This is a genomic window from Saccharopolyspora erythraea (assembly GCF_018141105.1).
GTDB classification, from domain to species: domain Bacteria; phylum Actinomycetota; class Actinomycetes; order Mycobacteriales; family Pseudonocardiaceae; genus Saccharopolyspora_D; species Saccharopolyspora_D erythraea_A.
The window spans coordinates 2,236,198-2,262,195 of record NZ_CP054839.1; the positions used below are offsets into that span (position 1 = coordinate 2,236,198).

At 71.2% G+C, this 25,998-nt stretch carries 16 protein-coding genes, 1 rRNA gene and 1 pseudogene; 12 read left to right on the forward strand and 6 right to left on the reverse strand.

Going from position 1 to position 25,998, the window contains the following annotated elements; genetic code table 11:
• Positions 1–24: 24 nt before the first annotated feature.
• From HUO13_RS10365 to HUO13_RS10395, 7 genes and pseudogenes are all read left to right on the forward strand, one after another.
• Positions 25–603, forward strand: a complete 579-nt coding sequence (locus HUO13_RS10365; RefSeq protein ID WP_211901194.1) for a hypothetical protein — start codon at positions 25–27, stop codon at positions 601–603.
• A 1-nt stretch (position 604) separates the two neighbouring features.
• Positions 605–1,564, forward strand: a pseudogene (locus tag HUO13_RS10370) (C40 family peptidase); the annotation flags it as partial.
• Positions 1,565–1,919: 355 nt separating this feature from the next.
• Positions 1,920–2,375 (forward strand): hypothetical protein, encoded by a 456-nt coding sequence (locus HUO13_RS10375; RefSeq protein ID WP_211901196.1) that lies wholly within the window; start codon positions 1,920–1,922, stop codon positions 2,373–2,375.
• Positions 2,376–2,649: 274 nt separating this feature from the next.
• On the forward strand, positions 2,650–4,122 hold the full coding sequence (locus HUO13_RS10380) for an RNB domain-containing ribonuclease (protein ID WP_249124625.1): 1,473 nt from the start codon (positions 2,650–2,652) through the stop codon (positions 4,120–4,122).
• A gap of 87 nt (positions 4,123–4,209) precedes the next feature.
• The gene (gene npdG / locus HUO13_RS10385) at positions 4,210–4,875 is read left to right on the forward strand and encodes an NADPH-dependent F420 reductase (protein ID WP_211901197.1); all 666 of its coding nucleotides are present in this window, start codon (positions 4,210–4,212) and stop codon (positions 4,873–4,875) included.
• Positions 4,876–4,931: 56 nt separating this feature from the next.
• On the forward strand, positions 4,932–5,336 hold the full coding sequence (locus tag HUO13_RS10390; RefSeq protein ID WP_249124626.1) for a DUF4326 domain-containing protein: 405 nt from the start codon (positions 4,932–4,934) through the stop codon (positions 5,334–5,336).
• A gap of 60 nt (positions 5,337–5,396) precedes the next feature.
• Complete coding sequence (locus HUO13_RS10395) at positions 5,397–6,365, forward strand: glutathione S-transferase family protein (RefSeq protein WP_211901199.1); 969 nt, start codon at positions 5,397–5,399, stop codon at positions 6,363–6,365.
• A 46-nt stretch (positions 6,366–6,411) separates the two neighbouring features.
• Here the strand turns inward: HUO13_RS10395 and panB are convergent, their stop codons facing one another.
• The 6 genes from panB to HUO13_RS10425 form a co-directional block, all read right to left on the reverse strand.
• Complete coding sequence (gene panB, locus HUO13_RS10400; RefSeq protein WP_211901200.1) at positions 6,412–7,293, reverse strand: 3-methyl-2-oxobutanoate hydroxymethyltransferase; 882 nt, start codon at positions 7,291–7,293, stop codon at positions 6,412–6,414.
• 158 nt (positions 7,294–7,451) lie between these two features.
• A complete protein-coding gene (locus HUO13_RS10405) occupies positions 7,452–8,267 on the reverse strand; it encodes a transporter substrate-binding domain-containing protein (RefSeq protein ID WP_211901201.1) in 816 nt (271 codons plus the stop codon).
• Between the two features lie 91 nt (positions 8,268–8,358).
• Positions 8,359–9,261 (reverse strand): SDR family NAD(P)-dependent oxidoreductase, encoded by a 903-nt coding sequence (locus tag HUO13_RS10410; protein WP_211901202.1) that lies wholly within the window; start codon positions 9,259–9,261, stop codon positions 8,359–8,361.
• 325 nt (positions 9,262–9,586) lie between these two features.
• The gene (locus HUO13_RS10415; RefSeq protein WP_211901203.1) at positions 9,587–10,399 is read right to left on the reverse strand and encodes an SWIM zinc finger family protein; all 813 of its coding nucleotides are present in this window, start codon (positions 10,397–10,399) and stop codon (positions 9,587–9,589) included.
• Positions 10,392–13,373 carry a DEAD/DEAH box helicase gene (locus HUO13_RS10420; protein WP_211901204.1) on the reverse strand — a complete coding sequence of 994 codons (2,982 nt, stop codon included), beginning with the start codon at positions 13,371–13,373 and terminating at the stop codon, positions 10,392–10,394. The genes HUO13_RS10415 and HUO13_RS10420 overlap by 8 nt, the downstream gene beginning before the upstream one ends.
• 9 nt (positions 13,374–13,382) lie before the next feature.
• On the reverse strand, positions 13,383–15,128 hold the full coding sequence (locus HUO13_RS10425) for an NAD+ synthase (protein ID WP_211902800.1): 1,746 nt from the start codon (positions 15,126–15,128) through the stop codon (positions 13,383–13,385).
• Positions 15,129–15,233: 105 nt separating this feature from the next.
• On the opposite strand from HUO13_RS10425, the gene HUO13_RS10430 reads away from it, so the two are divergent.
• The 5 genes from HUO13_RS10430 to HUO13_RS10450 all read left to right on the forward strand — a co-directional run bounded on the left by HUO13_RS10430 (position 15,234) and on the right by HUO13_RS10450 (position 25,881).
• Positions 15,234–16,817, forward strand: a complete 1,584-nt coding sequence (locus HUO13_RS10430; RefSeq protein WP_211901205.1) for an alpha/beta hydrolase — start codon at positions 15,234–15,236, stop codon at positions 16,815–16,817.
• A gap of 110 nt (positions 16,818–16,927) precedes the next feature.
• Positions 16,928–18,538 (forward strand): SLC13 family permease, encoded by a 1,611-nt coding sequence (locus tag HUO13_RS10435; protein ID WP_211901206.1) that lies wholly within the window; start codon positions 16,928–16,930, stop codon positions 18,536–18,538.
• A 61-nt stretch (positions 18,539–18,599) separates the two neighbouring features.
• Positions 18,600–19,943 (forward strand): type I glutamate--ammonia ligase, encoded by a 1,344-nt coding sequence (gene glnA, locus HUO13_RS10440; protein ID WP_211901207.1) that lies wholly within the window; start codon positions 18,600–18,602, stop codon positions 19,941–19,943.
• An 82-nt stretch (positions 19,944–20,025) separates the two neighbouring features.
• Positions 20,026–23,724 (forward strand): FkbM family methyltransferase, encoded by a 3,699-nt coding sequence (locus HUO13_RS10445; RefSeq protein ID WP_211901208.1) that lies wholly within the window; start codon positions 20,026–20,028, stop codon positions 23,722–23,724.
• Between the two features lie 632 nt (positions 23,725–24,356).
• Positions 24,357–25,881: ribosomal RNA gene (locus HUO13_RS10450) — 16S ribosomal RNA — on the forward strand.
• The last annotated feature ends 117 nt before the right edge of the window (positions 25,882–25,998 follow it).

Here is a 25,998-nt window from a genome sequence, read left to right on the forward strand (position 1 = left end):
GGGATCTGAGGAGGGGAGCAGCCGATGCCGATTCGCACGCACCGCGGCCGCGCCGCGGTGTACCGCAGGCTGTGGGGCTGGCCGTTGCGCTCGCCCAGGCACCTCGTCACCGCGCTGGTCGTGCTGGGGGTGCTGGTCGTGTTGATCGGGTTCCTGCTGCCCGAACCGCCGCCGAACCGCTACCAGGGTGCCGACAGGCCGATCGCCCAGAGCGAGCGGCCGTTACCGCCGTCCACGCGCAGGCCCGCGCCGCCGACGTTCTCGGTGCCGCAGGCCGCGCCGCCGCCGACCGCGCCCGACCCGGCCGGCCTGGCCGTGGTCGACGCTTGGGGACGGGCGTGGGTCAACCACCCGCCCGGCACCTCCAAGCAGCAGTGGCTGGACGGGCTGCGCCAGTACACCACCGACGAGTTCCTGCCCGTGATGGAGTCCGTCGAGCCGGCCAACGTGCCGTCGACGGCAGTCACGGGCCCGCCCGTGGCGGTCGAGTCGCGCCGGACGTCGATGGACGTGCGGCTGCCGACCAACGCGGGCGACCTGAACGTGACCGTGATCAAGACTCCGGCGGGATGGCGCGTCTCCCAATACAGCAAGGTGGACTGACATGCGCAAACTCGTGGTGGCGATCGTCCTGCTCGCGGGTTTCGCAGGTCTGGTCGGAGTGGGTGCGCTGACGGCACTGCTGGCGGGCAGCGGGGGCCGCGGGCAGGGCTGGTCGGACTGCGCCGCCGACCTGGGACCGTGGGGTGACGGCGCCGGACGCGGCGAGCAGGACGCTGGCACGCTGAACGACCACTCGGTCGACGTCGTCAAGCGGATCATCGAGATCGGCAAGCAGCGCAACCTGCCGCCGCGCGCGTGGCAGATCGCGATCCAGGCGGGCAAGACCGAGTCCAACCTGACCAACGTCAACTACGGCGACCGCGACTCGCTGGGCATCTTCCAGATGCGGCCGTCGATGGGCTGGGGCAGCGTCTCGCAGGTCACCGACGTCGACTATTCGATCAACAAGTTCTACGACGTGCTGATGGCGGTCCCGGACTGGGAGGAGATGCGCCCCGGCACCGCGGCCCAGCGGGTGGAGCGCTCGGCTTACCCGCTGCGCTACCACCGGTGGGAGCCGATGGCCGCGCACCTGGTGAGCGTGGAGGGCCAGGTCGAGGGGTTCAGCGGCTGCGAGAACATGCCGTCGGCGGGCGTGCTGGCGGGGCAGGCCATCAGCTTCGCCGACGACCAGCTCGGCAAGCCCTACGTGTGGGGCGCGGCGGGCCCGTCCGCGTTCGACTGCTCGGGTCTGACGCAGATGGCGTGGAAGGCCGCGGGGGTCACGATCCCCAAGCACTCGCAGGCCCAGTACCACGAGGGTGGGAAGAAGGTGCCGCTTTCCCAGGCACAGCCCGGTGACCTGGTGTTCTGGGGCTACGGACGGGATCCGGACAGCGTGCACCACGTGGCGCTGTACCTGGGCGACAACGAGATCCTGCACGCCCCGCAGCCCGGGGAGAACGTCGAGCGCACCAAGATGTGGGACGGCGGCGAGCTGCTGCCGATGGTGGTCCGACCGGCCCCCGACCAGCCCGCGCCGCAGCCGTCCACGCCGACGGCGCCGGTCGCCGACTCGCCGGGACAGCCGGGCGGCGACGCGCCGCCGGTGCTCGACGCGCAGGTGCCCGACGAGCCCGGCGCGGGTCAGCCCGGCTCCGACGCACCGGGTGCGGGCGAACCGGACTCCAACGCGCCGGGAGCGGACGCGCCGGCTCCAGGCGAGCCCGGCGCCCCGGCCCCAGGCGACCCGTCTCCGGGCACGCCGGACGACGCCGCCGGGGTACCCGGGCCGGGCACCGGCAGGTGAGAATTCGCCGGCAGCGCCTGCGCGCCGGACCAGGGGAACGGGCCTTGTCGAAAGGTGGCCAGACGTCATGTTCACGCCAGATCCCATTCCGCGGCCGAGCGGTCCGCCCGCGTCGAGCACCCCCCTCGGGGACTACCTCTCCAGAGCGCACCACGGCGTCGACAGCGGTTACGTGACGCTGCCGCGTTCCCTGGCCGAGGCGATGCCGCTGCCGTGGCAGCAGCAGATGCGCCACCTGCTCGCCGAGTTCCACCAGGCGTACGGGCACCTGCAGTGGCCGGTCTACCGGGTCGTGCCCTCCCGCTACGAGCGGCTGGTCGACCTCGACGACGACCAGCTCGCCGAGGTCGGCTGCACGGTCGAGGTGGACGACTCCGGTGAGCTGGAGTACCGGATGCGCGACGGCCGCCGGATCGAGGACCCGGAGACCCACCAGGTTCTGGTGTCCTGCCTGGACCCCATTCCGAGGCAGCAGCCGGGCGGTCAGCAGCCCGCCCCGAGGCCCGCCCCACCGGCCTGGTGACGGCGCTGCTCCGCCCGGGTGAGGTGGGGTTGCACCGACTCAGGTGCGTGACATGCGCGTTGCGGCATGCGAGGCTCGACGCATGGCCCGTGGAGGTTGGTACTTCTGCTTGAAGCATCAGCAGGTCGAGCCGGCGGCGGGATGCCGCGCGGCCGACCGCTTGGGTCCTTATCCGGACCGGGAGACCGCGTCTCGGGCACTTGAGATAGCCCAGGAGCGCACCAAGGCGGCCGACGAGGCCGAGCGGCGCTGGAACGAGGGGGACTGAGTTCCGGTGGCGGCGGCACAGGTACCACAGGGTGGCACCGGTGTTGCCGCCGCCGATCGGCTGCCCGGCCGGGTCCTCCGGCCGCGGGCCGGGGAGTTCGACTTCGGCACCATCCGCGCTGAGCTGGGGCTGCCCGTCGACTTCCCGACCGCCGCGCTGAGCGAGGTCGAGCGGACCGTGGCGCAACCGGTCCTCGACGGGGCCCGCGCGGACGCGACCGGGCTGCCGCTGGTCACGGTGGATCCGCCCGGGGCCAAGGATCTGGACCAGGCGGTGCTCGTGCGGCGTCGTGCGCGCGGATACCGGGTCCATTACGCGATCGCCGACGTCGCGGCTTTCGTCCCGCCCGGTGGGGCGCTGGACGCAGAGGTCCGCAAGCGCGGTCAGACGCTGTACCTGCCCGACGGCAACGTCCCGCTGCATCCGACGCTGCTGTCGGAGGGCGCGGCGAGCCTGCTTCCGGACCAGGTGCGGCCCGCCGTGCTGTGGACGATCGACCTCGACCACGAGGGCGTTCCGGCGCGGGTCGACGTCCGCCGCGCGTTGGTGCGCTCGGTCGCCCGGCTCGACTACGACGGCGTCCAGCGCACGCTGGCCGAGGGCACCGCGCACCCGTCGATCGAGCTGCTGCCCGAGGTGGGCCGGTTGCGGCGGGAGCAGGCCGTGCTGCGCGGGGCGATCGAGCTGGGGCTGCCGGAGCAGCAGGTGGAGTCCGACGGGGCAGGCGGCTGGCGGCTGGTGCTGCGGCCGAGGCTGGTCGTCGAGGAGTGGAACGCCGAGATCTCGCTGCTAACCGGCATGTGCGCGGCGGAGATGATGATCTCGGCGGGTGTCGGTGTGCTGCGCACGGTGCCGGACCCGGAGCCGGAGACGGTGGCCGGGTTGCGGCGTTCGGCGGCGCGGCTCGGCGTGGAGTGGCCCGAGGGCAAGCCGCCCGCCGCGGCGCTGGCGGGGCTCGACCCGGTCCGGCCGGAAGCGCTCGCGGTGCACGTCGCGGCGACCCGCCTGCTTCGCGGCGCGGGCTACACCGCCTTCGGCGACGGCGCCCCGGTGAAGTCCGGCCACGCGGGGATCGGAGCCTCCTACGCCCACGTCACGGCGCCGCTGCGGCGGCTGGTCGACCGCTACAGCGCCGAGGTGTGCCTGGCGGTGAGCACCGACCGGGAAGTACCGGAGTGGGTGCGCGAGGCGTTGGCGCACCTGCCGTCGGTGATGGGCGGCTCCGACCGGGTCGCCGGTCAGGTCGAGCGGGCCTGCATCGCGCAGGCGCAGGCGTGGGCGCTGGCGGACCGGGTCGGGGAGGAGTTCCCGGCGACCGTGCTGCGCGCGGCCAACGGCGTCGAGGGCGAGGTCTTCGTCGCCGACCCGCCGGTCATCGCCCGTTGCGTGGGCGACGGCTTCGGCGAGGGGCAGCAGGTCCGAGTGCGGTTGACGGCGGCCGACGCGGACCGGCGCGACGTCGCGTTCGAAGTGATCTGATCCACACCGCGGCGCGGTAGCGGATTCCCCGGCGCCCGTCGATCGTTGGGAACCAGAGCATCGACGTAGATCGGAAAGGGGCCCGCGGTGGCTGACGTGCGCGAGATGACGGTTGGGGTGCTCGGTGGTACCGGGGCGCAGGGCAAGGGGCTGGCGATCCGGTGGGCCAGGGCTGGCCTGAAGGTCGTGATCGGCTCGCGCAGCTCCGAGCGCGCCCAGCAGGCGGCGGCCGAGATCGCCGGAATCGCGGGTGGTGACGTGACCGGCCAGGACAACGCCGGTGCGGCGGCGGTGTCCGACATCGTGCTGCTGGCGCTGCCCTGGGACGGCCATGCCGAGACGCTGACCGCGTTGCGCGGTGAGCTGGCGGGCAAGATCGTGATCGACTGCGTGAACCCGCTCGGGTTCGACAAGCAGGGCCCCTACGCCCTGGAAGTGCCTGAGGGCAGCGCGGCGCAGCAGGCCGAGCGCTTGCTGCCGGACTCGCGGGTCACCGCGGCGTTCCACCATGTCTCGGCGGTGACCCTGGCCGACCTGGATGTCGCCGAGGTCGACCTGGACGTGCTTGTCCTCGGCGACGACCGGGAAGCCACCGACGTCGTTCGCGCGCTCGCCGACGTCATCCCCGGCGTTCGCGGCGTCTACGGCGGACGGCTGCGCAACGCCCACCAGGTCGAGGCGTTGACGGCGAACCTGATCGCGATCAACCGCCGCTACAAGGCCCACGCCGGTCTGCGCATCACCGACATCTGACGGCGGTTTGTGACCGCCTGGGCTCGCGGGCAGCATGGGAGCCGGAGGTGGTGTTCGTGGCCGAGCAGCTTCCGGAGGAAGCCGACCGGTGGAGCGACGACGAGCGGGAGCGCGGCGCGGCCGTCCTCGATGGCCGCACGGTCGTGGTCAACGTCCGCAAGACCGGCCCGCACAAGCACCTCGTGCCGTGGCTGCTGTCGGAGGGGCTGCTGACCTACGTCGGGCATTCCGGTCCGCGGCACTCGTGGCCCGCGTCGGACTTCGCCAGCCCGTTCGTCAGGGAGGCCAAGACCGACCGCGAGGCCATGGTGCGGCACTACGAGAAGTGGCTCGACGAGCAGCCGGGGCTGCTGCACCGGGTCCGGGAAGGCGAGCTGTCCGGTCAGGCGCTCGGGTGCTGGTGCGCGCCCAAGGCCTGCCACGCCGACGTGCTGGCCCGCCGAGCCACCCACCCGGACTGACCCGTGGGTCTTCCGGGCTGTCGTAGCGACCCGGAAGGCTCACGGCCTAGCCTGGCCGGTATGACCTCCACCAAGGATGCGGTGACCGCCCGGGGGGAGTGGGTGCGCCAGGCGAACCGGTTCACCGAGCGCATCACCGCCGACGGCTCGTCGGCCCATCCCGTCGAGCCGGGCAGGTACCACCTGGTCGTCAGCCTGGCCTGCCCGTGGGCGCACCGGTCGGTGATCGTGCGCAGGCTGCTGGGGCTGGAGGACGCGATCTCGCTCGGCGTCGTCGACCCGATCCGCGACGAGCGCGGCTGGCGGTTCACCCTCGACCCGCGGGGCCGGGACCCGGTGACCGGCATGGAGTTCCTGTCCGAGGCGTACCTGGCCACCGACCCTGATTTCGACGGACGCTTCACCGTGCCCGCGGTGATCGACACGACGACCGGCCAGGTGGCGACCAACGACTACCCGCAGCTCACGCTCGACCTGTCGACCCAGTGGCGCCGCCACCACCGCGCGGGCGCACCGGAGCTGTACCCCGAGCACCTGCGCGCCGAGATCGACGAGGTCAATGCCGAGGTGTTCCGCGACGTCAACCAGGGCGTGTACCGCTGCGGTTTCGCCCGGTCGCAGGAGGCCTACGAGGAGGCGTTCGACGCGCTGTTCGCCAGGCTGGACGCGCTGTCCGAACGGCTGCGCGAGCGCCGCTACCTCGTCGGCGACTCGATCACCGAGGCCGACATCCGGCTGTTCACCACGCTGGTCCGCTTCGACGCGGCGTACCACGGCCACTTCAAGTGCAACCGGCACAAGCTGACCGAGCTGCCGGTGCTGTGGGCCTACGCCCGGGACCTGTTCCAGACCCCGGGTTTCGGCGACACCGTGGACTTCGACCACATCAAGCGGCACTACTACCGCACGCATCCGGGCATCAACCCGAACGGGCTGGTCCCGGCCGGTCCGGACCTCTCGGGCTGGCACACCGGGCACGGCCGCGAAGCCCTTGGCGGCAGCCCCTTCGGCGAGGGCACCGCTCCCTGATCCGGGGGAGCGTGCCGCCCCTGGTGCGGGGCGGCACGCACCGGGCTCACTCGAAGCTGTGCTCCGGCGCGGGGAAGGCACCCCCGCGCACTTCGTCGGCGAACTCGTGCGCGGCCCTGGCCAGCGTGCCGCCCAGGTCCGCGTAGCGCTTGACGAACCTGGCGGTCCGCCCTGTGTTCATCCCGGCCATGTCGGTCCACACCAGCACCTGCGCGTCGCACTCCGGCCCGGCGCCGATGCCGACGGTCGGAATGGCCAGCTCGGCGGTGACCCGCTTGGCGGCCTCGCTCGACACCATCTCCAGCACCACCGCGAACGCACCGGCGTCCTGGAGCGCGCGGGCGTCGGCGGCGAGCTCCTCGGCCTGCTCGCCGCGCCCCTGCACCCGGTAGCCGCCGAGGGTGTGTTCGCTCTGCGGGGTGAAGCCGATGTGGCCCATCACCGGGATGCCCGCGTTGACCAGCGCCTCGACGTGCCTGGCGAACGGGCGTCCGCCCTCGAGCTTGACCGCGTGCGCGCCGCCTTCCTTCATGAACCGCACACCGGTCGCCAGCGCCTGCTCCGGCGACGCCTCGTAGGAGCCGAACGGCAGATCGGCGACCACCATGGCGCTGCGGGCGCCCCGCGTGACCGCCCTGGCCAGTGGAATCAGCTCGTCGACGGTGACGGGCACCGTCGTGTCGTAGCCGTAGACGTTGTTGGCCGCGGAGTCGCCGACGAGCAGGACGGGGATGCCCGCCTCGTCGAAGATCCGCGCCGTGTACATGTCGTAGGAGGTGAGCATCGGCCATGCTTCGCCGCGCTGCTTGAGCTCCAGCAGGTGCCGGGTCCGGACCCGCCTGCGGCGCGGTGCCGAGCCGTAGGGGGCGGTGGTCTCGCCGTTCGGGCGTCCCGGCTGGTTCTCCGACCGATCGTGGGCAGCAGTCATCGTTGACCGTCCTTCTCCTCAAGGCCCGCCGTGCGGGTCCCTGGGCTTGCTCGGATGGTTGTGCTGCGAGGGTGCCACGCGATCCGGTCCGGGGGGATACCGCGAGGACCCACATCACAGTGCGTGTCGCGAGCCGACGTCCGCCGGCCCGTTGCAGGTCAACCGATCCAGGGCCGGGCGATGCGGGCGTAGGTGCCGTCGTGCAGGGCGAGGTTGAGCCACTGGTCGACCCACTGCTGGAAGACGACGTCGCCGAGAGGCAGCAGGTAGGCCTTCTCCGAGAACGTGAACGGCTGGTCGGGGTGGACCGCGCACAGCTCGGGGTGCTGCTTGGCCTGCCACTTCGTCTCGGCGGCGTCGGTCATCATCAGATCCGCGTGACCCGCGATCACCTGCTCGAAGATCGTGTTGTTGTCGGAGTGCTCGACGACGGTGGCCCGCTTGAGGTTCTGGCGGGCGAACTGCTCGTTCGTCCCACCGGGGTTGACGATCGCGCGGACCCCGGGCTGGTCGATCTGCTCCAGCGTCCGGAAGCGCTCGGCGTTCTCGCAGCGCGTGATCGGAGTCTTGCCGTCGACGACGTAGGCGCGGCTGAAAAACGCCTGCTTCGCGCGTTCCAGGGTGACCGAGACACCGCCCACGGCGATGTCGCACCGCTGCTGGAAGTCGCGCATCAGCGTCTTCCACGTGGTGGGCACGATGGTCGCGCGCACCCCGAGGCGGGCCGCGAGGTCGTGCGCCATGTCGATGTCGATGCCGCTCCAGGCACCCGAGGCGTCGCGGTAGGTGAAGGGCCGGTAGTCGCCGGTGCTGCACACACGCAGCTCGCCGCGCTGGACGACCTGTTCCAGGCGGTTCGGGGCCGGCGGCACCGGGTTCGCGGACGGGCTGGAGAGCGCGAGCCAGGTGGTGCCTGCGGCGATGACGGCGACCAGCGCCAGTGCGAGCCCGAGCGCGAGCGTCTTGCGGTTCATGGTGGTCCTGCCTTTCGATCTCTACGCACATGCATAGCCGCTGGGGTGCGCGGAGACCAGAGCGCCGGTGATCGGCGGCGAGACCTGCCGCTTACTCGGAGACCAGTCGCTCGGAGAACTCCCACAGTTCGAAGGCCCGGGCGCGGTCGTAGGACTCGTCGGAGGTCTTGCGCGGCCTGCGGCCGACGAAGTAGAGGCCGCTCACCACGCCGGGCTCGTCGGCCGTGACCAGCCAGGCCAGGTCGGCCGCCGACCGCGCCACCGACCGGACGCCCGGGACCGCGCGGACCAGCACCGGAGCGATCCGGTCGTAGAGGCGCCGGACGCGGCCGGGGTAGTCGCGGACGAGCCCGGTCTGCGGCATCAGGCCGGGATCGAAGGCGTTGACGGTGATCCGGCGGCCGTTGCGGCGCCGGTTCAGCTCGTAGGTGGTGTAGATGTTGGCGAGCTTGGACGTCGCGTAGCGGATGCGGCCCGAGCGCGGCGAGTCGTCCAGGACCGACAGTTCCGGGTCGGCGAGGGCGCCGGGGCTTTCCCAGTGCGGAGCGGGAAATCCCATGGATCTGCGCGGACCGTAGTGCGTGCCGCTGGAGACCAGCACGATCCGCCCGGCCTCGGCGAGGTGGTCGAGCAGCAGCCGGGCCAGCAGGAAGTGCCCGAGGTGGTTGGTGGCGAAGGTCAGCTCGTGGCCGTCGCGGGAACGCCGGACCCCGCCGACGACCTGCACCCCCGCGTTGCACACCAGTGCCCCCAGCGGAGGACCGGTCAGGAGCGCCTTGGCCGCCGCGCGCACCGATGCCAGGTCGGCGAGGTCGAGTTCGAGGACCTCCAGGCTCGCGTCGGGCACCCGCGCGCGGATCTCGTCGGCCGCGGTCGCACCCGCGTCCGCGTCGCGGCAGGCCAGGACGACGTGGCGCCCGGTGGCGGCGACCTCTTCGGCCGCGGCTCGGCCGAGCCCCGACGACGCACCGGTGATGACGACCCGCTCGGGCATGCGCGCTCCTTTCCGCCTGGTGCCTCCACGATGCCTGCACCGGACCCGGCGCGGCCACGAGCAGCCCGCCGCGCGCGGCGAGGGTGACCATGTTGTGACAGACCCTGCGGTCGGTGAGCGGCGGTTGCCGGTGATCGTCCGGATTCCGCGAGGAACGTTGCTTTGGCCTTCTGCCGCTTGCGGATTCTCTGACCTCGTCGGGCATGACCACGACAGCCCGGCCTACCGGTAACAGCCAGATCAGGCGTCGAACCAGCCCGCGGCGTCGAGGCGGAAGTAGTTGCCTGGCGCCAACGCGCGGCTGACGCCGCTCATGAGCAAGACCCTAGGACTCCGGGGAGTGTTCGGACGCCATCGCCCGGTACGCGGCGCGCAGGTGTTCCACGACGTCGACGTCGCCAACCGCCAGCGGTCCGAGCTGGTCGAGCAGCGTGTCCGGGCGCGGGCTCTCCCGCGCCGGGGTCGTCGACACCGGCGGCATGGTCCAGAAGGAGTCCAGCGACTCCGCCAGCGACGGGGCCTGCGGTTCGGCGGGAGCGGCGCCGGTGACGGTGCCGCGCAGCGACCGGAGCCGGTCGAGCAGTTCCTCCCTGCCCCGGCCGCGCCAGGCCAGGATCTGGAACGGGTCCTCGTCGAAGGACTCGGCCAGCAGGTAGCAGGCGGCGGCCAGGTGCTTGCACGGGATCTCCCAGTCCGGGCAGGAGCAGTCCATGGTCAGCTCGCGCATGGTGTCGGGGAACAGCCGCAGCCCGAGCCGTTCGAACTCGGCCTCGATGTCTGCCGGCATCTCGCCGGCCAGCAGCTTCGCCGCGAACAGCGCCTGCCCGGCCAGCGCCTCCTCGATGCGCGCCCACTCGGCGGGGCTGAACGCCTTGATCCCGATGCGCACCCGGTAGGGCGTCTCCCGCGAACCCTGGACCAGCCCGATGACCAGGCTGGTCGACACCGACAGGTTCAGCACCTGCCCGGCGCGGGCGTAGCGCTTGCCGCGCTGCAACCGCCCGCCCATGCCGAAGGACTCCAGCACCTCGATGAACCGCTGCGACCACCAGGTCTGGGCGATGCGGCCGCGCCTGCTGCGCGCCTGCAACCCGCCCTCGACGCGGATCGGCGGCCCGTACTCGCGCCAGTCACTCACCGACGGCCTCCCCGGACAGGGTCAGCAGCTCGCGCAGCCGCCCGGTGGACAGCTCGGTCAGCCAGTGCTCCCCGGCACCGACGACGAGCTGGGCCAGCGCCTTCTTGTCCTCCAGCATCCGGTCGATCTTCTCCTCCAGGGTGCCGATGCAGGTCAGCTTGCGGACCTGCACGTCGCGCCGCTGCCCGATCCGGAACGCGCGGTCGGTCGCCTGGTCCTCGACCGCCGGGTTCCACCACCGGTCCAGGTGGATGACGTGGTTGGCGCCGGTCAGCGTCAGCCCGGTGCCGCCCGCCTTGAGCGAGAGCACGAAGACGGCGGGCCCGTCGGCGGACTGGAAGCGCTCCACCATCGCGTCGCGCTGCTTCTTGGGCGTGCCGCCGTGCAGGTAGAGCACCTCGGTGTCGAAGCGGGCCGACAGGTGCGGCACCAGCATCCCGCCGAAACCGGCGAACTGCGTGAAGCACAGCGCCTTGTCGCCGTCGGCGAGCGCCTCCTCGAGGATCTCCTCCAGCCGCGCGAGCTTCCCGGAGCGCCCGGGCAGCGGCGAACCGTCGCCGAGGAACTGCGCCGGGTGGTTGCAGACCTGCTTGAGCTTGGACATCGTGGCCAGCACCAGTCCGCGGCGCTCCATGCCCTCGCTCTCGTCGATGCGGCGCAGCATGTCGTCCACCACCGCCTGGTAGAGCGACGCCTGTTCGGCGGTCAGATTGCACAGCTGGCGCATCTCGAACTTCTCGGGCAGGTCGCCGATGATCGACGGGTCGGTCTTGAGCCTGCGCAGCACGAACGGCCCGGTGACGCGGCGCAGCCGCTCGGCGGCCTCGGTGTCGCCGTCGCGCTCCACCGGCACCGCGAAGCGGGCGCGGAAGGTGTGCACCGACCCGAGCACGCCGGGGTTGGCGAAGTCCATGATCGACCACAGCTCCGCCAGCCGGTTCTCCACCGGCGTACCGGTCAGCGCCACCCGGTGCCGGGCGGGCAGCGCGCGGATCACCTGGGACTGGCGCGACGCGCTGTTCTTGATGTTCTGCGCCTCGTCGAGCACCACCCGGTCCCAGCCGACCTCGGCGAGGGTGTCGGCATCCCGGGTGGCCAGCGCGTAGGTGGTGATGACGAGGTCGTGCTCGGCCGCGGTCTCCACGAGATCGGCCCCGGTGAGCCGGTCGGCGCCGTGGTGGACGTGCACCGACAGCCCGGGCGCGAACCTGGCGGCCTCGCGCTGCCAGTTGCCGACCAGCGACATCGGGCAGATCAGCAGCGTCGGCCCGCGCCGCGCCAGCGACTCCAGCGCCAGCAGCTGCACCGTCTTGCCCAGCCCCATGTCGTCGGCCAGGCACGCGCCGAGGCCGAGCCGGTCCAGGAACGCCAGCCAGGCCAGGCCGCGCCGCTGGTAGGGCCGCAGGCTCGCGGTGAACGCCGGGCCCGGGTCGATCGGCTCCAGGTGGCGTTCGACCTGGCCGGACAGCAGGTCGCCGAGCCAGCCGTCGGCGCTCACCTCCGTCACCGGCATCGGGTGCGCGGCGTCGTCGGGGTGCAGTGCGGCCTGGGCCAGCACGTCCCCGGCCGTCATCCGTCCCGTGCCGGTGCGCTCGAGGAACGCCAGGCCCGCCGCCAGTCGTCTCCGGTCGACCTGCACCCACTGCCCGCGGACCCGCACCAGCGGGACCTTCGCCGCCGCGAGGTCGCTGAGCTCGGCCTCTGTGAGCCGCTCGCCGCCGAGCGCGAGGTCCCAGCGGTAGTCGACCAGCGCGTCCAGGCCGAACCCGTCCTCCTTCGCGACCACGCCGCTGGTGCCGCGACCGCTGGCGGTGAGCTTGAGGCCCAGCTCGTGCGTGCGTCCCCACCACGCGGGCAGCAGCACGCCGTAGCCGGCCTGGTCCAGCAGCGCCGAGTGGGTGAGGAAGTCGTAGGCGCCGTCGACGTCGAGGCGGATCCCTGCCGGATGGGCCTCGCGCAGCGCCTCGTCGAGTCCGGGGTAGAGCCTGCTGGCCCGGCCGAGGTCGGCGAGCAGCAGCTCCTCGGGCTCGCAGACCCAGCGCCGCAGCACGCTCCCGTGGTCGCGCCACACCTCCTCGGCGCTGACCAGGACGCTCGGGTCTTCGGTCGCCTGCAACAGGAACTCGAGCCGCCAGTCCTCGTCGGCGGGCGCGCCCTGGTCCGGCGACCGCAGCCGGAAGCACGTGCGCACCGGGCTCTCGTGCGGGCCGCCCGCGTGCCAGCCGGCCAGGCGATCGGCCAGCTCTGCGAGCTCGGCGGGGCCGGCCTCGAACCGGGCGTCGCCGGTCAGCGCGCCCAACCACGCCGACACCGCGCCACCACCGCCATCGAGCTCGACACCGGCGAGCCGTTCGCGCGCGATGTCGTCGACCAGTGCGTCCAGCGCGGTGGCCAGCACCTCCGCCGGAGCCCGGCCCTCCGACGGCGCGACCTGCTCGCTGCGGCAGATCGGCGGCATCGCGTCGCGCAACGCGGCGAAGCGGGCGGAGTAGGTACCCGACCGGGCGGGACGCCACCGCGCGGCAGGCCCGTCCGGTCCTTCGACCAGCGCTGGCAGCACCTGGCCGTGCGCGACCAGCTCTCCGGCGAGGTCGACCAGCCTGTTCAGGTACTGCACCGAGGCGCCGGTCCGGCAGCCCTCCAGCTCCGGCAGCGTCGAACCGACGACCAGCACCGGCACCGCCCACGGCAGCAGCCGCAGCCGTCCGCGCGGCGCCGGGCCCGCCGCGAGCGGGTCGCGGACCAGCTCCGGAGAAGCCGCGGGCGCCGAGGCGTAGGACGGCAGGAGCAAGGTCATCGCCGAGACCTCGGCGCCCGGGGTGCCGAACCGCTCTGCCAGCGCCTCACCCGGCAACGCGAAGGGGTGCGGCACCGGGCGCGTGCCGCGCCGGCCGGGCAGCCGGGGCGGCAGCTCCGAGTCCTCCGCCCACAGCGCCAGCCCGCCCGGCGTGGGCACCCCGTGGACGACCAGCATGGTGGACCGCTACGGACGTACTTCGCGCCAGCGGTTGGTCACCGGCAGCCGCCGGTCCCGCCCGAAGGCCTTCAGGGTGATCTTGGTGCCCGGCGGGTACTGCCTGCGCTTGTACTCGGCGCGGTCCACCAGCTGGATGATCCGCTCGACCAGCTCGGCGTCGAAGCCCTCGCCGACCAGGTCGGCGTAGCCGCGGTCGCCCTCGACGTAGCCGTCGAGCACCACGTCGAGGATCTCGTACGGCGGCAGCGAGTCGGTGTCGACCTGGTCCGGGCGCAGCTCCGCCGACGGCGGCTTGCTGATCGAGTTCTCCGGGATCGGCGGCACCTCGCCGCGCTTCTCGGCCTCGGCGTTGCGCCACTGGGCCAGCTTCCACACCAGCGTCTTGGGCACGTCCTTGATCGGCGCGAACCCGCCGACCGCGTCGCCGTAGATCGTCGAGTAGCCGACGGCCAGCTCGGTCTTGTTGCCGGGCGCCAGCACCAGGTGACCGTGCTGGTTGGACAGCGCCATCAGCGTGACGCCCCGGCAGCGGGCCTGGACGTTCTCCTCGGCCAGCCCGCTCAGCTCCAGCCTGCGCACGAACACGTCCACCATGTCGCCGATCGGCTGCACCTCGAAGTGGCAGCCGAGCCTGCGGGCCAGGTCGGCGGCGTCGGAGCGGGAGTGCTCGGAGGAGTAGTGCGACGGCATCGAGACCCCGTACAGCGCGTTCCCGCCGATCGCGTCGGCGCACAGCGCCGCGCACACCGCCGAGTCGATGCCGCCGGAGAAACCGAACGTCACCGACCGGAACCCGTTCTTCTGCACGTAGTCACGCAACCCGGTGACCAGCGCGGCCCACACCTCGGCCTCGTCGGGCAGCGGCTCGGGCAGCGGCTGGGCGGGCAGCGGCTCGTAGGGCGGCAGCGGGTCGGCCTGCAGCACCGTGCGTGTGATGTCGAAGGCTGGCCTGCGGATCCGGCCGGACTCCTCGGGCACCGTCGTCGCGGTGTGGCCGCCCGCGGGCAGGTCCATGTCCAGCACCAGCAGGTGCTCGGTGAACTGCGGCGCCCGCGCCAGCACCTGCCCGTCGGTGCCGACCACCATCGAGTCGCCGTCGAAGACCAGCTCGTCCTGCCCGCCGACCATGTTGACGTAGGCCATCGGCGCCCCGGCCTCGGCGGCGCGCCCGGCCACCAGCGGCATGCGCTGGTCGTCCTTGGCGCGCTCGTAGGGCGAGCTGTTGATGCAGACCACCAGGTCCACGCCGACCTCCCCGAGCGCCGAGACCGGCCCGCCGTTCTGCCAGATGTCCTCGCAGATCACCACGCCCACGTCGAGCCCGTGCAGCCGCACGATCGGCAGGTCGAAGCCGGGCGCGAAGTATCGGGCCTCGTCGAAGACGCCGTAGTTGGGCAGGTGGTGCTTGTCGTAGGTCGCCACCACCCGGCCGTCGTAGAGCAGCGACGCGGAGTTGCGGACGCCCTCGTCGTCGCGGTCGAGGTGGCCGACCACGACCAGGGCGTCGCCGCAACCGGCCTGCTGGAGGCGCTGCGCCAGCGACTCCACCGCGGCGCGGTTGGCCGCGGCGAAGGACTTGCGCAGCGCGAGGTCCTCGACCGGGTAGCCCGCCAGTACCGTCTCCGGGAACGCCACCAGGTGGGCGCCCTGCTGGACGGCTTCGCGGGTCCAGTCCAGGACCATCGAGCTGTTGCCGGCGATGTCGCCGACGCCGGCGTTGACCTGTGCGAGAGCGATGCGCAACTGCGGCATGACCCCATCTTCGCGCACGTCGACGGGCTCGGTGCCGCCGCCCGTGCGCATGTCGTATCGCCGCCCGTGTGAGTGCCGCGCCGCCCGGCATGTAACGATCCACTGGTGACACGCCTACTGACCGTGATCGGGGCACTCGTCTTGCTGGGCGGAGTCGTCGCGTGCAGTCCGACGCAACCCGACTCGGCACCGTTGCAGCCGCACACCGAACGCAAGGGACCGGTGGGGCCGGTTCCGCCCGGACTGGAGCGCTACTACGGCCAGACCCTGTCGTGGGGGCCCTGCGCCGACTACGCCAGGACCAGCAGCGACCAGGCGGCCTACCAGGACAGCACCATCGAGTGCGCCCGGCTCGAAGTGCCGATGGACTACGCCGCCCCGCAGGGCGCCACGATCACCCTCGGACTGCTGCGCAAACCCGCGAGCGACCCGTCGCAGCGCATCGGCTCGCTGGTCATGAACCCGGGCGGGCCCGGGGCGTCCGGCATGAGCACCGCGGCGTCGCTGGCGCCGTCGATCGGCGCCACCGAGCTCGGGCAGCGCTTCGACCTGGTCGGCTTCGACCCGCGCGGCATCGGCGCGTCCGAGCCCGTGGTGCGCTGCCTGACCGGCCAGGAGCGCGACGCCGAGCGGCTGGACTCCGACGCCGACACCTCGGCGGCGGGCACGGCCGAGACCGAGCGGGAGGCCCAGGTCCACGCCTCGCGGTGCGGCGAGCGCACCGGGAACGAGATGCTGTCCAACGTCGGCACGCGCGACGTCGTCAAGGACATGGACGTGCTGCGCTCGGCTCTCGGCGACGAGAAGCTGACCTACCTGGGCTACTCCTACGGCACCCGGATCGGCTCGGAGTACGCCGAGGACTTCCCGCGCAACGTCCGCGCGATGGTGCTCGACGGCGCAATCGACCCGACGCAGAACGCCACCGAGTCGTTGGTCGCCCAAGGGGCTGGTTTCCAGAAGGCGTTCAACGACTTCGCCGCATGGTGCGCGCAGCAGCAGAACTGCGCGGTGGGTGCCGACCCGGCGAAGGCGGTCAGGGCCTACCAGGACCTGACCAGGCCGCTGGTGGACGAGCCCGTCGCGGCGGGCGCGGGCCGCGAGCTCTCCTACTCCGACGCCACGATGGCCACGATCCAGGCCCTGTACACACCGTCGCTGTGGGAGCAGCTCAACAACGCGCTGGTCGAGCTGCGGCAGGGACGCGGCAACGTGCTCATGGCGCTGGCCGACAGCTACTACGGCCGCAACCCCGACGGGACCTACGCCAGCACCATGGACGCCTTCGACGCGGTGCACTGCGTCGACGACGAGCGCACCACCGACCAGGCCGCCACGGCGGACGCGGACCGGCGCTACCGCGAGGCGGCCCCGTTCCTCGACGACGGGCGGGGAGCCAGCGGGGCCCGCGACGTCTGCTCGTTCTGGCCGGTGCCGGTCACCGGCGAGTCGGCGCAGCCGCAGGTCGACGGCCTGCCGCCGACGCTGGTCATCTCCACCACCGGTGACCCGGCCACGCCGTACCAGGCCGGTGTGGAGCTCGCCTCGGCGCTGCACGCGAGACTGCTGACCTACGAGGGCACCCAGCACACGGTGTTCCTGCAGGGCGTCTCCTGCGTCGACGACGCGACGACCCGCTACCTGGTCGACCTCCAGCTCCCCGCTGAAGGGACCCGCTGCACGAAGTGAGCGCATCCGACGACGCCGGACGGCTCCCGAACGGGACCGTCCGGCGTCGGTGCGACGCCCCCCCCGAAGCACCTAGTGATGTGAATCACAAACGACTATTCTCGGTTGGCATGGGCAACTCCGACGAGACGGGCCGCCCCCGCGCTGAGCAGAGCGTGACCTCCGTGCTCCTGTCCGGCGGTACATACCGCGGACTCGGCGAGCAGGTCCTCTCCCCGGCGGAGGAGCGCTTCGAACGCGCCCGCCGCACGGTCGGGTTCGTCCTGGCGCCGCTGGTCACGATCGTCTTCCTGCTCCTGCCGACCGGCCTCGACGTGCCGCAGCACCGGCTCGCCGCCGTGCTGCTCGGCGTCGTCGTGCTGTGGGTGTGCGAGCCGGTGCCGATCCCCGTGGGCGGGCTGATCGGCGTGGCCGCGATCGTGATGCTCGGCGTGGCGCCGCCCGACGACGTGCTCGAGCCCTTCGGCTCGTCGACGGTCTTCACCTTCATCGGCGCGTTCATCCTCGCCCAGGCGATGCTGCGGCACGGTCTGGCGCGGCGGTTCGCCTTCACGCTGCTGTCGCTGCCCGGCGTGGGCCGCAGCGCCGCGCGGGTCATCGTGGCGTTCGGGGTCATCACGTGCCTGCTGTCGGCGGTGGTCTCCAACACCGCGACCGTCGCGATGCTGCTGCCCACCGCCGTCGGCATCCTCGCCGTGATCGCCGAGCTGGTCCGCCGCGAGACTCCCGAGGGCACGCCGTTCGACCCGCTGCGGCTGCGCGTCGGCGTCGCGCTGATGCTGATGCTCGCCTACGGCGCCAGCGTCGGCGGCCTGCTGACCCCGATCGGCTCACCGCCGAACCTCATCGGCCGGGCCCTGATCGAGGAGACCACCGGGCAGCGGATCTCGTTCCTGCAGTGGATGGTGATGGCCATCCCGGTGTGCCTTGCCATGTTCGTCGTCCTGGCCGTGCTGCTCCTGCTGCTCAACCGCCCGGAGATCAAGAAGCTCTCCGGGGTCGAGGAGTACGTGGCGGGGGAGCGGGCAAAGCTCGGCAAGCTGTCCCGGGCGGAGAAGAACACACTGGTCGCCTTCACGATCACGGTCGCGCTGTGGGTGACCCCCGGCATCGTCGCGCTGGTCGCGGGCAACGACTCAGCGGCCTACGACGCCGTCAGCGAACGCCTCGACGAGGGCATCGTCGCCGTGCTCGGCGCGGCGCTGCTGTTCGTGCTGCCGACCGACTGGCCCAAGCGCCGGTTCACCCTGACCTGGACCGAAGCCAGCCGGATCGACTGGGGCACGGTGCTGCTGTTCGGCACCGGCATCATCTTCGGCTCCATGCTGGCCGAGACCCGCCTCGCCCAGACCATCGGCGTCGGTGTCGCCGGGGCCCTCGGGCTCGTCAGCGCGGTGGGCATCACGTTGTTCGCGATCGCGCTGGCCGTGCTGGTCTCGGAGACCACGTCCAACACCGCGTCGGCCTCGGTCGTCGTGCCGATCGTCATCCCGATCGCGGCAGCGGCCGGGATCAGCCCGTTCGTGCCCGCTCTCGCGGCGACCTTCGCGGCGTCGTTCGGCTTCATGCTGCCGGTGTCGACGCCGCAGAACGCCATCGTCTACGGCTCCGGAGCGGTCCCCATCACCCGGATGATCCGTTCCGGCATCGTCTTCGACATCGCGGGCGCGGTGCTCATCGCGCTGTTGCTGCCGCTCATGGTCGCCGCCGTCGGCTTCTGAAGCCGGCGTCCCCGGACCGCGTGGTTCGGTCCGCGCCGACCGCAGCATTTAGGCTGCGGGCATGAACCGCCAGCAGGAGTTCGTGCTCCGCACCCTGGAGGAACGTGACATCCGCTTCGTGCGGCTGTGGTTCACCGATGTCCTGGGCATCCTCAAGTCGGTGGCGATCTCGCCCGCCGAGCTCGAGGGTGCCTTCGCCGAGGGCATCGGGTTCGACGGCTCGGCGATCGAGGGTTTCTCCCGGATCTACGAATCGGACATGGTCGCCAAGCCCGACCCGGCCACCTTCCAGGTGCTGCCGTGGGAGACGCCCGACGGCGAGCACTACTCGGCCCGCATGTTCTGCGACATCGCGATGCCCGACGGCTCCCCGTGCTGGGCCGACCCCCGGCACGTGCTGCGCCGCACGCTGTCGAAGGCCACCGAGGCCGGCTTCACCTGCTACGTGCACCCGGAGATCGAGTTCTTCCTGCTCAAGGACCTGCCGACGGACGGCACCGAGCCGACCGCGGCCGACTCCGGCGGCTACTTCGACCAGGCCAGCCACGACGCGGCCCCGCACTTCCGGCGCAACGCCATCGAGACGCTGGAGGCGATGGGCATCTCGGTGGAGTTCAGCCACCACGAGGGCGCCCCCGGCCAGCAGGAGATCGACCTGCGCTACGCCGACGCGCTGACCATGGCCGACAACGTGATGACGTTCCGCTACGTCGTCAAGGAGGTCGCGCTCACCCAGGGCGTCCGGGCGTCGTTCATGCCCAAGCCGTTCAGCGCGCAGCCCGGCTCTGGCATGCACACCCACTTCAGCCTCTTCGAGGGCGACCGCAACGCCTTCTACCACCCCGAGGACCCCTTCGAGCTGTCCGAGATCGGGCGCGCGTTCGTGGCGGGGATCCTCAAGCACGCCCGCGAGATCAGCGCCGTCACCAACCAGTGGGTCAACTCCTACAAGCGGCTGGTCGTCGGCGGCGAGGCCCCGACCGCGGTGTGCTGGGGGCACGCCAACCGCTCCGCGCTGGTGCGGGTCCCGATGTACTCGCCGGGCAAGTCGTCGTCGCGGCGGGTGGAGGTGCGCAGCCTCGACTCGGCCTGCAACCCCTACCTGGCCTACGCGATGATCCTCGCCGCCGGCCTGCAGGGCGTGCAGAAGGGCTACGAGCTCGCCCCGGCGACCGAGGACGACGTGTGGTCGCTGACCGACAGCGAGCGCAAGGCCGCCGGGTACGCCAACCTGCCGCAGAACCTCAACGAGGCGCTGGACGAGATGGAGTCGTCGGACCTGGTCGCCGAGACCCTCGGCGAGCACGTCTTCGACTTCTTCCTGCGCAACAAGCGCAACGAGTGGGACGCATACCGCAGCCACGTCACGCCCTACGAGCTGCGCACGCTCATGCCGATGCTGTAGGCGTCCGCGCACTGGCCAGCGCGGATGTGGTGCATGGGGCCTGCGGGTACCTGCAGGGCCGCTGGGGCGATAGGTTCGGCGCGTGACTGATTCGCAGGCGCACCCCGATCCCGTCGCCTCCGGCGGCCGCGGCCCCGAGTCCTCCCTTCAGTCCGGCGTGCTGGAGCAGCAGGCCGAGACCTTCGCCGAGCCGGAGTGGCCCGCGGAGGTCCCCGAGGAGGACGACCTGGCGTCCGGGACGCTGGTGGCCTGCACGGTCGCCTGCCACGGTCAGCTCCCGGCGGCCCGCGTGCTGCGGGACTCCTTCCTGCGGCGCCACCCCGGCTCGGAGTTCGTGCTGCTGCTGGTGGACCACCCCGGTAGCGGCGAGCAGGACGTGGTGACCCCGGTCGACATCGGTGTCCGGGCCGCCGACTTCGCCAGGCTGGCGGTCGCCTGCAACGCCGAGCAGCTGCGCGCGGTGCTGCGCCCCCGGCTGCTGGCGCACCTGCTCGAGTCGGGCTCGACGGTGCTGTACCTCGAGCCGACCGTGCAGGTCTTCGGCGCCTTCGACGACCTGCTGGAGACTCTGACCCGGGACCGCCCCGTCGCGCTGGTGCCCAGGGTGCTGCGCCCGTTGCACCTCGACGGGCTGCGTCCGAGCCCCGCCGATCTCGCCGACTCCGGGACGTTCGACCCGAGCGTGTTCGCCGTCCGCCCCGGAGCGGAGGGACTGCTCGCCACCTGGGCCGACCAGGTGCAGGCCGACCCGTCGGCCTCCGGCGCCTTCCTCGACAGCACCCCCGCGCTGGTGGACCACAAGGTGGTACGTGATCCGGGCGTCGGCCTGTCGGTCTGGAACGCCGCGCAGCGCGAGCTGACCGCCACCGACGACGGTCTGCACAAGGTGGACGGGCACGAGCTGCGCAGCGTGCACTTCGACGGCTTCCAGCCGCAGCGGCCGTGGCTGCTGTCGGCCGACTACGCCGACCGCCCGCGCGTCCTGCTCTCGGAGAACCCGGTGTTGGCCGGGCTGTGCGCGGGGTACCGCAACGCCCTGGTCGCGGCCGGCTACACCCGGGAGCAACCGCATCCGTTCGAAACCGTGCTCGACGGCGTCGTCCTGCCGCGAGCGCTGCGCGAGGAGTACCGGGCCGCGTGGGTGCGCGGAGAGGAGCCGCCCAGCCCGTTCCAGCCCGGTGAACCGGACCCGCCGGCCGCCTTCCTCGACTGGGCCTACGCCCCCGCCGACGACGACCAGGAGGCGGCCGGGGCCTCCCGCTGGACCACGGCGGTCTGGACGAGCGACCCGGTGCTGCGACGGGACTACCCCGACCCGTTCGGCGCCGACGCCGAGGCGTTCCGCGAGTGGTGCGTCGGTGTCGGCGTGGCCAGCGGCCGGGTGCCCGCGGCGGCGGTGCGCCGGCGGACCGACCGGGGCCGCGCCGCGCTGGTCGACCAGCTCGGCGTCGCGGTGCTGGGCTCCGGCAGGCTCGCCGAGCTGGTGCGCGCCGCCGTCGCCACCTCGGGCCTGCCCTCCGCCGACACCCCGTACTACCCGGTCGTGCTGCGCTGCGAGCCGGGAATTCCGGTCCCGTCGGGCCGCCACGTCATCGACGTCCGGCCCGACGCGACCTCGGAGCTGCCCGACGAGGTCGCCGAGGTCTGGGTGCCGTCGGAGACAGCCCGCGCCGACGCGCGCCGCAACGGCGGTCGCACGGCCCGGGTGATCGCGCTGCCGCTGCCCGACCCCGGCCGGGTCGGGCTGCCCGGCCGCAAGGGCGCCCGCGCCCGGCACGGGCTCTCCGACGAGTTCGTCATCGGTGCGTTCGTCGACCACGCCGAGGAGCGCCAGGACAACGTGCTCGGTCTGGTCACCGCCTTCCTCGCGGCGTTCCCCGAGCAGGAGGACGTCCGCCTGCTGATCGGCGTCGACTCGGCGAGCCGGCGCCCGGAGTCGGCCGAACGGCTGCGCCTGGCCACCGCCAACGACCCGCGGGTGATGCTCGTCGAGGAGGACCTGGACCGGGGCGCCCTGCTGGCCGCCTCGGACTGCGTGGCGTCGCTGCACCGCGCCGAGAGCGGCGACCGGCACGCGCTGCGCCTGCTCGAGGTCGCCGCGCACGGCGTACCGGTCATCGCGGGCGACCACGGAGCGGTCGCCGAACTGCTCGGCCAGGAGGGCGCCAGGCTCGTCCCGTGCCAGGGCGCGGGTGAGCCCGACGTCGACGCCGCCGCGGAGGTGCTGCGCGAGGCGGCTGCCAACCCGGAGGAGATCGCCGACTTCGGGATGCGCGCCCGCGAACACCTGCTGGAACGGCACAACGCAACCCACGCGGGGGAGCGCCTGCGCGAGCGCGTGGAGCACGCGTACCGCAACTGGCGCACCAAGTGGGCGCAGGACCGGCACGGCCAGTTCGACGACCCGCTGCGCCCGCTGCTCGTCGCGCGCCACGCGCTGCACCGCGCACCGGACGTCGGGGTCGGCAGCCGCAACGCGATGGCCCCCGCCCTGCGCAAGGCGGTGCTCAAGGTGCTGAGCCACTACGACGAGCACATCCGCGACGTGATGCGCTCGCTCGTCGACGGCGTCGAGCAGACCGCGGCCGAGTTGCTGCGCCGCCAGTACGACGCCGACGGCGACCTCGACATCGACTCGCTGCGCTCCGAGCTCAACCGCATCAACCAGCGCCAGGACCAGCTCGACGCCCAGCTCATGGGAACCGATGACGGCATGGTCCGCGCCCGGGCGGACCTGGCCGACCAGCACCGGCGGCTGCGCGGGCTGGAGGAGAACCAGGGCAGCGGTGAGTCCGGCGACGTCCTCGCCCAGCGCATCGACAGCCTGACCAGCGCCGTCGAGCGGACGCTCGACCGCATCGACGCCCTGGAGCGCAAGCACGCCGACTCGGCTGCCCCGGCGGCGGTCAGGACCGCCTCCCACGACGCCGCGCACGCGCTGCAACGCACGGACGTCCTCGAACGCATCCTGCTGCGCGAGCACGAGCGCAACACCGGTGCGGGCGACGGCACCACCGCACCGGTGCTGTGCGACGCGGGCCTGCTGCGGCTGCCGGCCGACGACAGCCTGATGCTGCCGTGGCTGTCCTCGCACGCCACCTGGGACGCCGACACCTCCGCGCTCATCGACTCGCTGCTGGAACCGGACGGGATCTTCGTCGACGTCGGCGCCTACGTCGGCTACCAGTCCGTGCGCGTGCTCAGCAGGCTCGGCAACAGCGGCGCGGTCGTCGCGGTCGAGCCGTGCAGGCGCAGCCAGGAGCTGCTCAGGCACAACATCGAGGTCAACGTCCCCTCGGCGTGGGGCAACCGGCTGGTGGTCGTGGACGGCGCGGCGTGGGACGGCGCGTGCGAGCTCGCGTCCGAACCGGCGCACGCGGGCGGCATGTCCGTCCGACCGGTCGACGAGGCCGAGCAGCCGGCCGACAAGGTCCGCGGCGTCCGCCTGGACAAGGAGCTCGAAAACCACGCACAGCTCAGCGACATGCGGCTCTCGGTCGTCCACGTCGACGTCGGTGGGAACGTGCACCGCGTGCTCGGTGGTCTCGTGCGGCTGCTGCGCCGCGACCGGCCGTCGATCGTGTGCTCCTTCACGCCGTCGGCGATCGGACGACTGGGTGACGACCCGTCGGCGGCGCTGCGGGAGTTCGGGACCTGGGGCTACGAGCTGGTCCCGGTCGGCCGCACGCAACCGGTCTCTGCCTCTGAGCTGCTAGAAGCCATCGAGGCGGCGGCCTCGACGAGCACCGTGAAGCTCTGGCTGCGCCCCAAGGGCCGCTGAGCCGGTCGGCCGCGATCCGCCCGCGGAAGTGTGTCAATGGGCTGACCAGGCGATTTGACATCTACGGAGAGTGTGCGTAACTTTCTCTTCGCCGCACGGACGGCCGGACGGAACAGGACGCAAGAGCCTGGCGAGGACGGTGGCTGTGGGAGCGCCCGAGAGGCCTGCTAGGCTCGACGGAGCGCACACCACCTTGGGGCGCGCGGGGGTTGACCCCGCGAAGCGAACCAGGTAAAGTGTTGCGGTCGCTAGGTTTAGGACAACTGATCTGGCGCGTTCACAACTCCATGCAGTGGCTCGAGGGTTTTGGCCGGGTTCGAGCGGGGAACACGGAAGTGACCCCCCTGAAAACGCCGAAATTGAGCCCTGCTAGTGTGGTGGACACAAGCGAGAGGAAATGCTCCCCGGAGCTTCGCGGCCTGAATTTGGGGTCGGGGTGATGGTGTGGGTGTGTTCTTTGAGAACTCAACAGCGTGCCGATGATTTAGGTTAGTGTAGATTTTATGCCCCTGAATCTCGTGGATGACCAGGGTTTTTGTGGTTGTTGATCGGGGTTTGGTGGTTTCTTTGAGTATGGCGCTCCGACCCTGTGGGGTTGTTTGAGTGTCTGCTGGGATTGTTTTCGACAGTCATTGTTGGAGAGTTTGATCCTGGCTCAGGACGAACGCTGGCGGCGTGCTTAACACATGCAAGTCGAACGCTGAAGCATCTTCGGGTGTGGATGAGTGGCGAACGGGTGAGTAACACGTGGGTAATCTGCCCTGCACTCTGGGATAAGCCCGGGAAACTGGGTCTAATACCGGATAGGACACATGGCTGCATGGTCTGTGTGTGGAAAGTTCCGGCGGTGCAGGATGAGCCCGCGGCCTATCAGCTTGTTGGTGGGGTGATGGCCTACCAAGGCGACGACGGGTAGCCGGCCTGAGAGGGTGACCGGCCACACTGGGACTGAGACACGGCCCAGACTCCTACGGGAGGCAGCAGTGGGGAATCTTGCGCAATGGGCGAAAGCCTGACGCAGCAACGCCGCGTGGGGGATGACGGCCTTCGGGTTGTAAACCTCTTTCGACATCGACGAAGCCTTCGGGTGACGGTAGGTGTAGAAGAAGCACCGGCTAACTACGTGCCAGCAGCCGCGGTAATACGTAGGGTGCGAGCGTTGTCCGGATTTATTGGGCGTAAAGAGCTCGTAGGCGGTTTGTCGCGTCGTTCGTGAAAACTGGAGGCTTAACCTTCAGCTTGCGGTCGATACGGGCAGACTTGAGTTCGGTAGGGGAGACTGGAATTCCTGGTGTAGCGGTGAAATGCGCAGATATCAGGAGGAACACCGGTGGCGAAGGCGGGTCTCTGGGCCGATACTGACGCTGAGGAGCGAAAGCGTGGGGAGCGAACAGGATTAGATACCCTGGTAGTCCACGCCGTAAACGTTGGGCGCTAGGTGTGGGGACTGTTTCCACGGTTCCTGTGCCGTAGCTAACGCATTAAGCGCCCCGCCTGGGGAGTACGGCCGCAAGGCTAAAACTCAAAGGAATTGACGGGGGCCCGCACAAGCGGCGGAGCATGTGGATTAATTCGATGCAACGCGAAGAACCTTACCTGGGTTTGACATGCACTAGATTGCCTCAGAGATGGGGTTTCCCTTGTGGTTGGTGTACAGGTGGTGCATGGCTGTCGTCAGCTCGTGTCGTGAGATGTTGGGTTAAGTCCCGCAACGAGCGCAACCCTTATCCTGTGTTGCCAGCACGTAATGGTGGGGACTCGCGGGAGACTGCCGGGGTCAACTCGGAGGAAGGTGGGGATGACGTCAAGTCATCATGCCCCTTATGTCCAGGGCTTCACACATGCTACAATGGCCGGTACAGAGGGTTGCGATACTGTGAGGTGGAGCGAATCCCTTAAAGCTGGTCTCAGTTCGGATCGGGGTCTGCAACTCGACCCCGTGAAGTCGGAGTCGCTAGTAATCGCAGATCAGCATTGCTGCGGTGAATACGTTCCCGGGCCTTGTACACACCGCCCGTCACGTCATGAAAGTCGGTAACACCCGAAGCCCATGGCCCAACCCTTTGTGGGGGGGAGTGGTCGAAGGTGGGACTGGCGATTGGGACGAAGTCGTAACAAGGTAGCCGTACCGGAAGGTGCGGCTGGATCACCTCCTTTCTAAGGAGCAGCATTCACTTCCATCGAACTGAGTTCGGTGGGGTGTCCGCAGCGTAGTGCCCGTGTGTGGTGCTGTTGTGGGTGCTCGGAGGATTAGTGGAAACGCTGACCGTTCAC

Excerpts from the sequence above, each read along its gene's own strand:
- HUO13_RS10365 (WP_211901194.1), top strand. The coding sequence starts at position 25 with ATGCCGATTCGCACGCACCGCGGCCGCGCCGCGGTGTACCGCAGGCTG.
- HUO13_RS10375 (WP_211901196.1), top strand. The coding sequence starts at position 1,920 with ATGTTCACGCCAGATCCCATTCCGCGGCCGAGCGGTCCGCCCGCGTCG.
- HUO13_RS10395 (WP_211901199.1), top strand. The coding sequence starts at position 5,397 with ATGACCTCCACCAAGGATGCGGTGACCGCCCGGGGGGAGTGGGTGCGC.
- panB (WP_211901200.1), bottom strand. The coding sequence starts at position 7,293 with ATGACTGCTGCCCACGATCGGTCGGAGAACCAGCCGGGACGCCCGAAC.
- HUO13_RS10405 (WP_211901201.1), bottom strand. The coding sequence starts at position 8,267 with ATGAACCGCAAGACGCTCGCGCTCGGGCTCGCACTGGCGCTGGTCGCC.
- HUO13_RS10410 (WP_211901202.1), bottom strand. The coding sequence starts at position 9,261 with ATGCCCGAGCGGGTCGTCATCACCGGTGCGTCGTCGGGGCTCGGCCGA.
- HUO13_RS10420 (WP_211901204.1), bottom strand. The coding sequence starts at position 13,373 with ATGCTGGTCGTCCACGGGGTGCCCACGCCGGGCGGGCTGGCGCTGTGG.
- HUO13_RS10425 (WP_211902800.1), bottom strand. The coding sequence starts at position 15,128 with ATGCCGCAGTTGCGCATCGCTCTCGCACAGGTCAACGCCGGCGTCGGC.
- HUO13_RS10435 (WP_211901206.1), top strand. The coding sequence starts at position 16,928 with ATGGGCAACTCCGACGAGACGGGCCGCCCCCGCGCTGAGCAGAGCGTG.
- glnA (WP_211901207.1), top strand. The coding sequence starts at position 18,600 with ATGAACCGCCAGCAGGAGTTCGTGCTCCGCACCCTGGAGGAACGTGAC.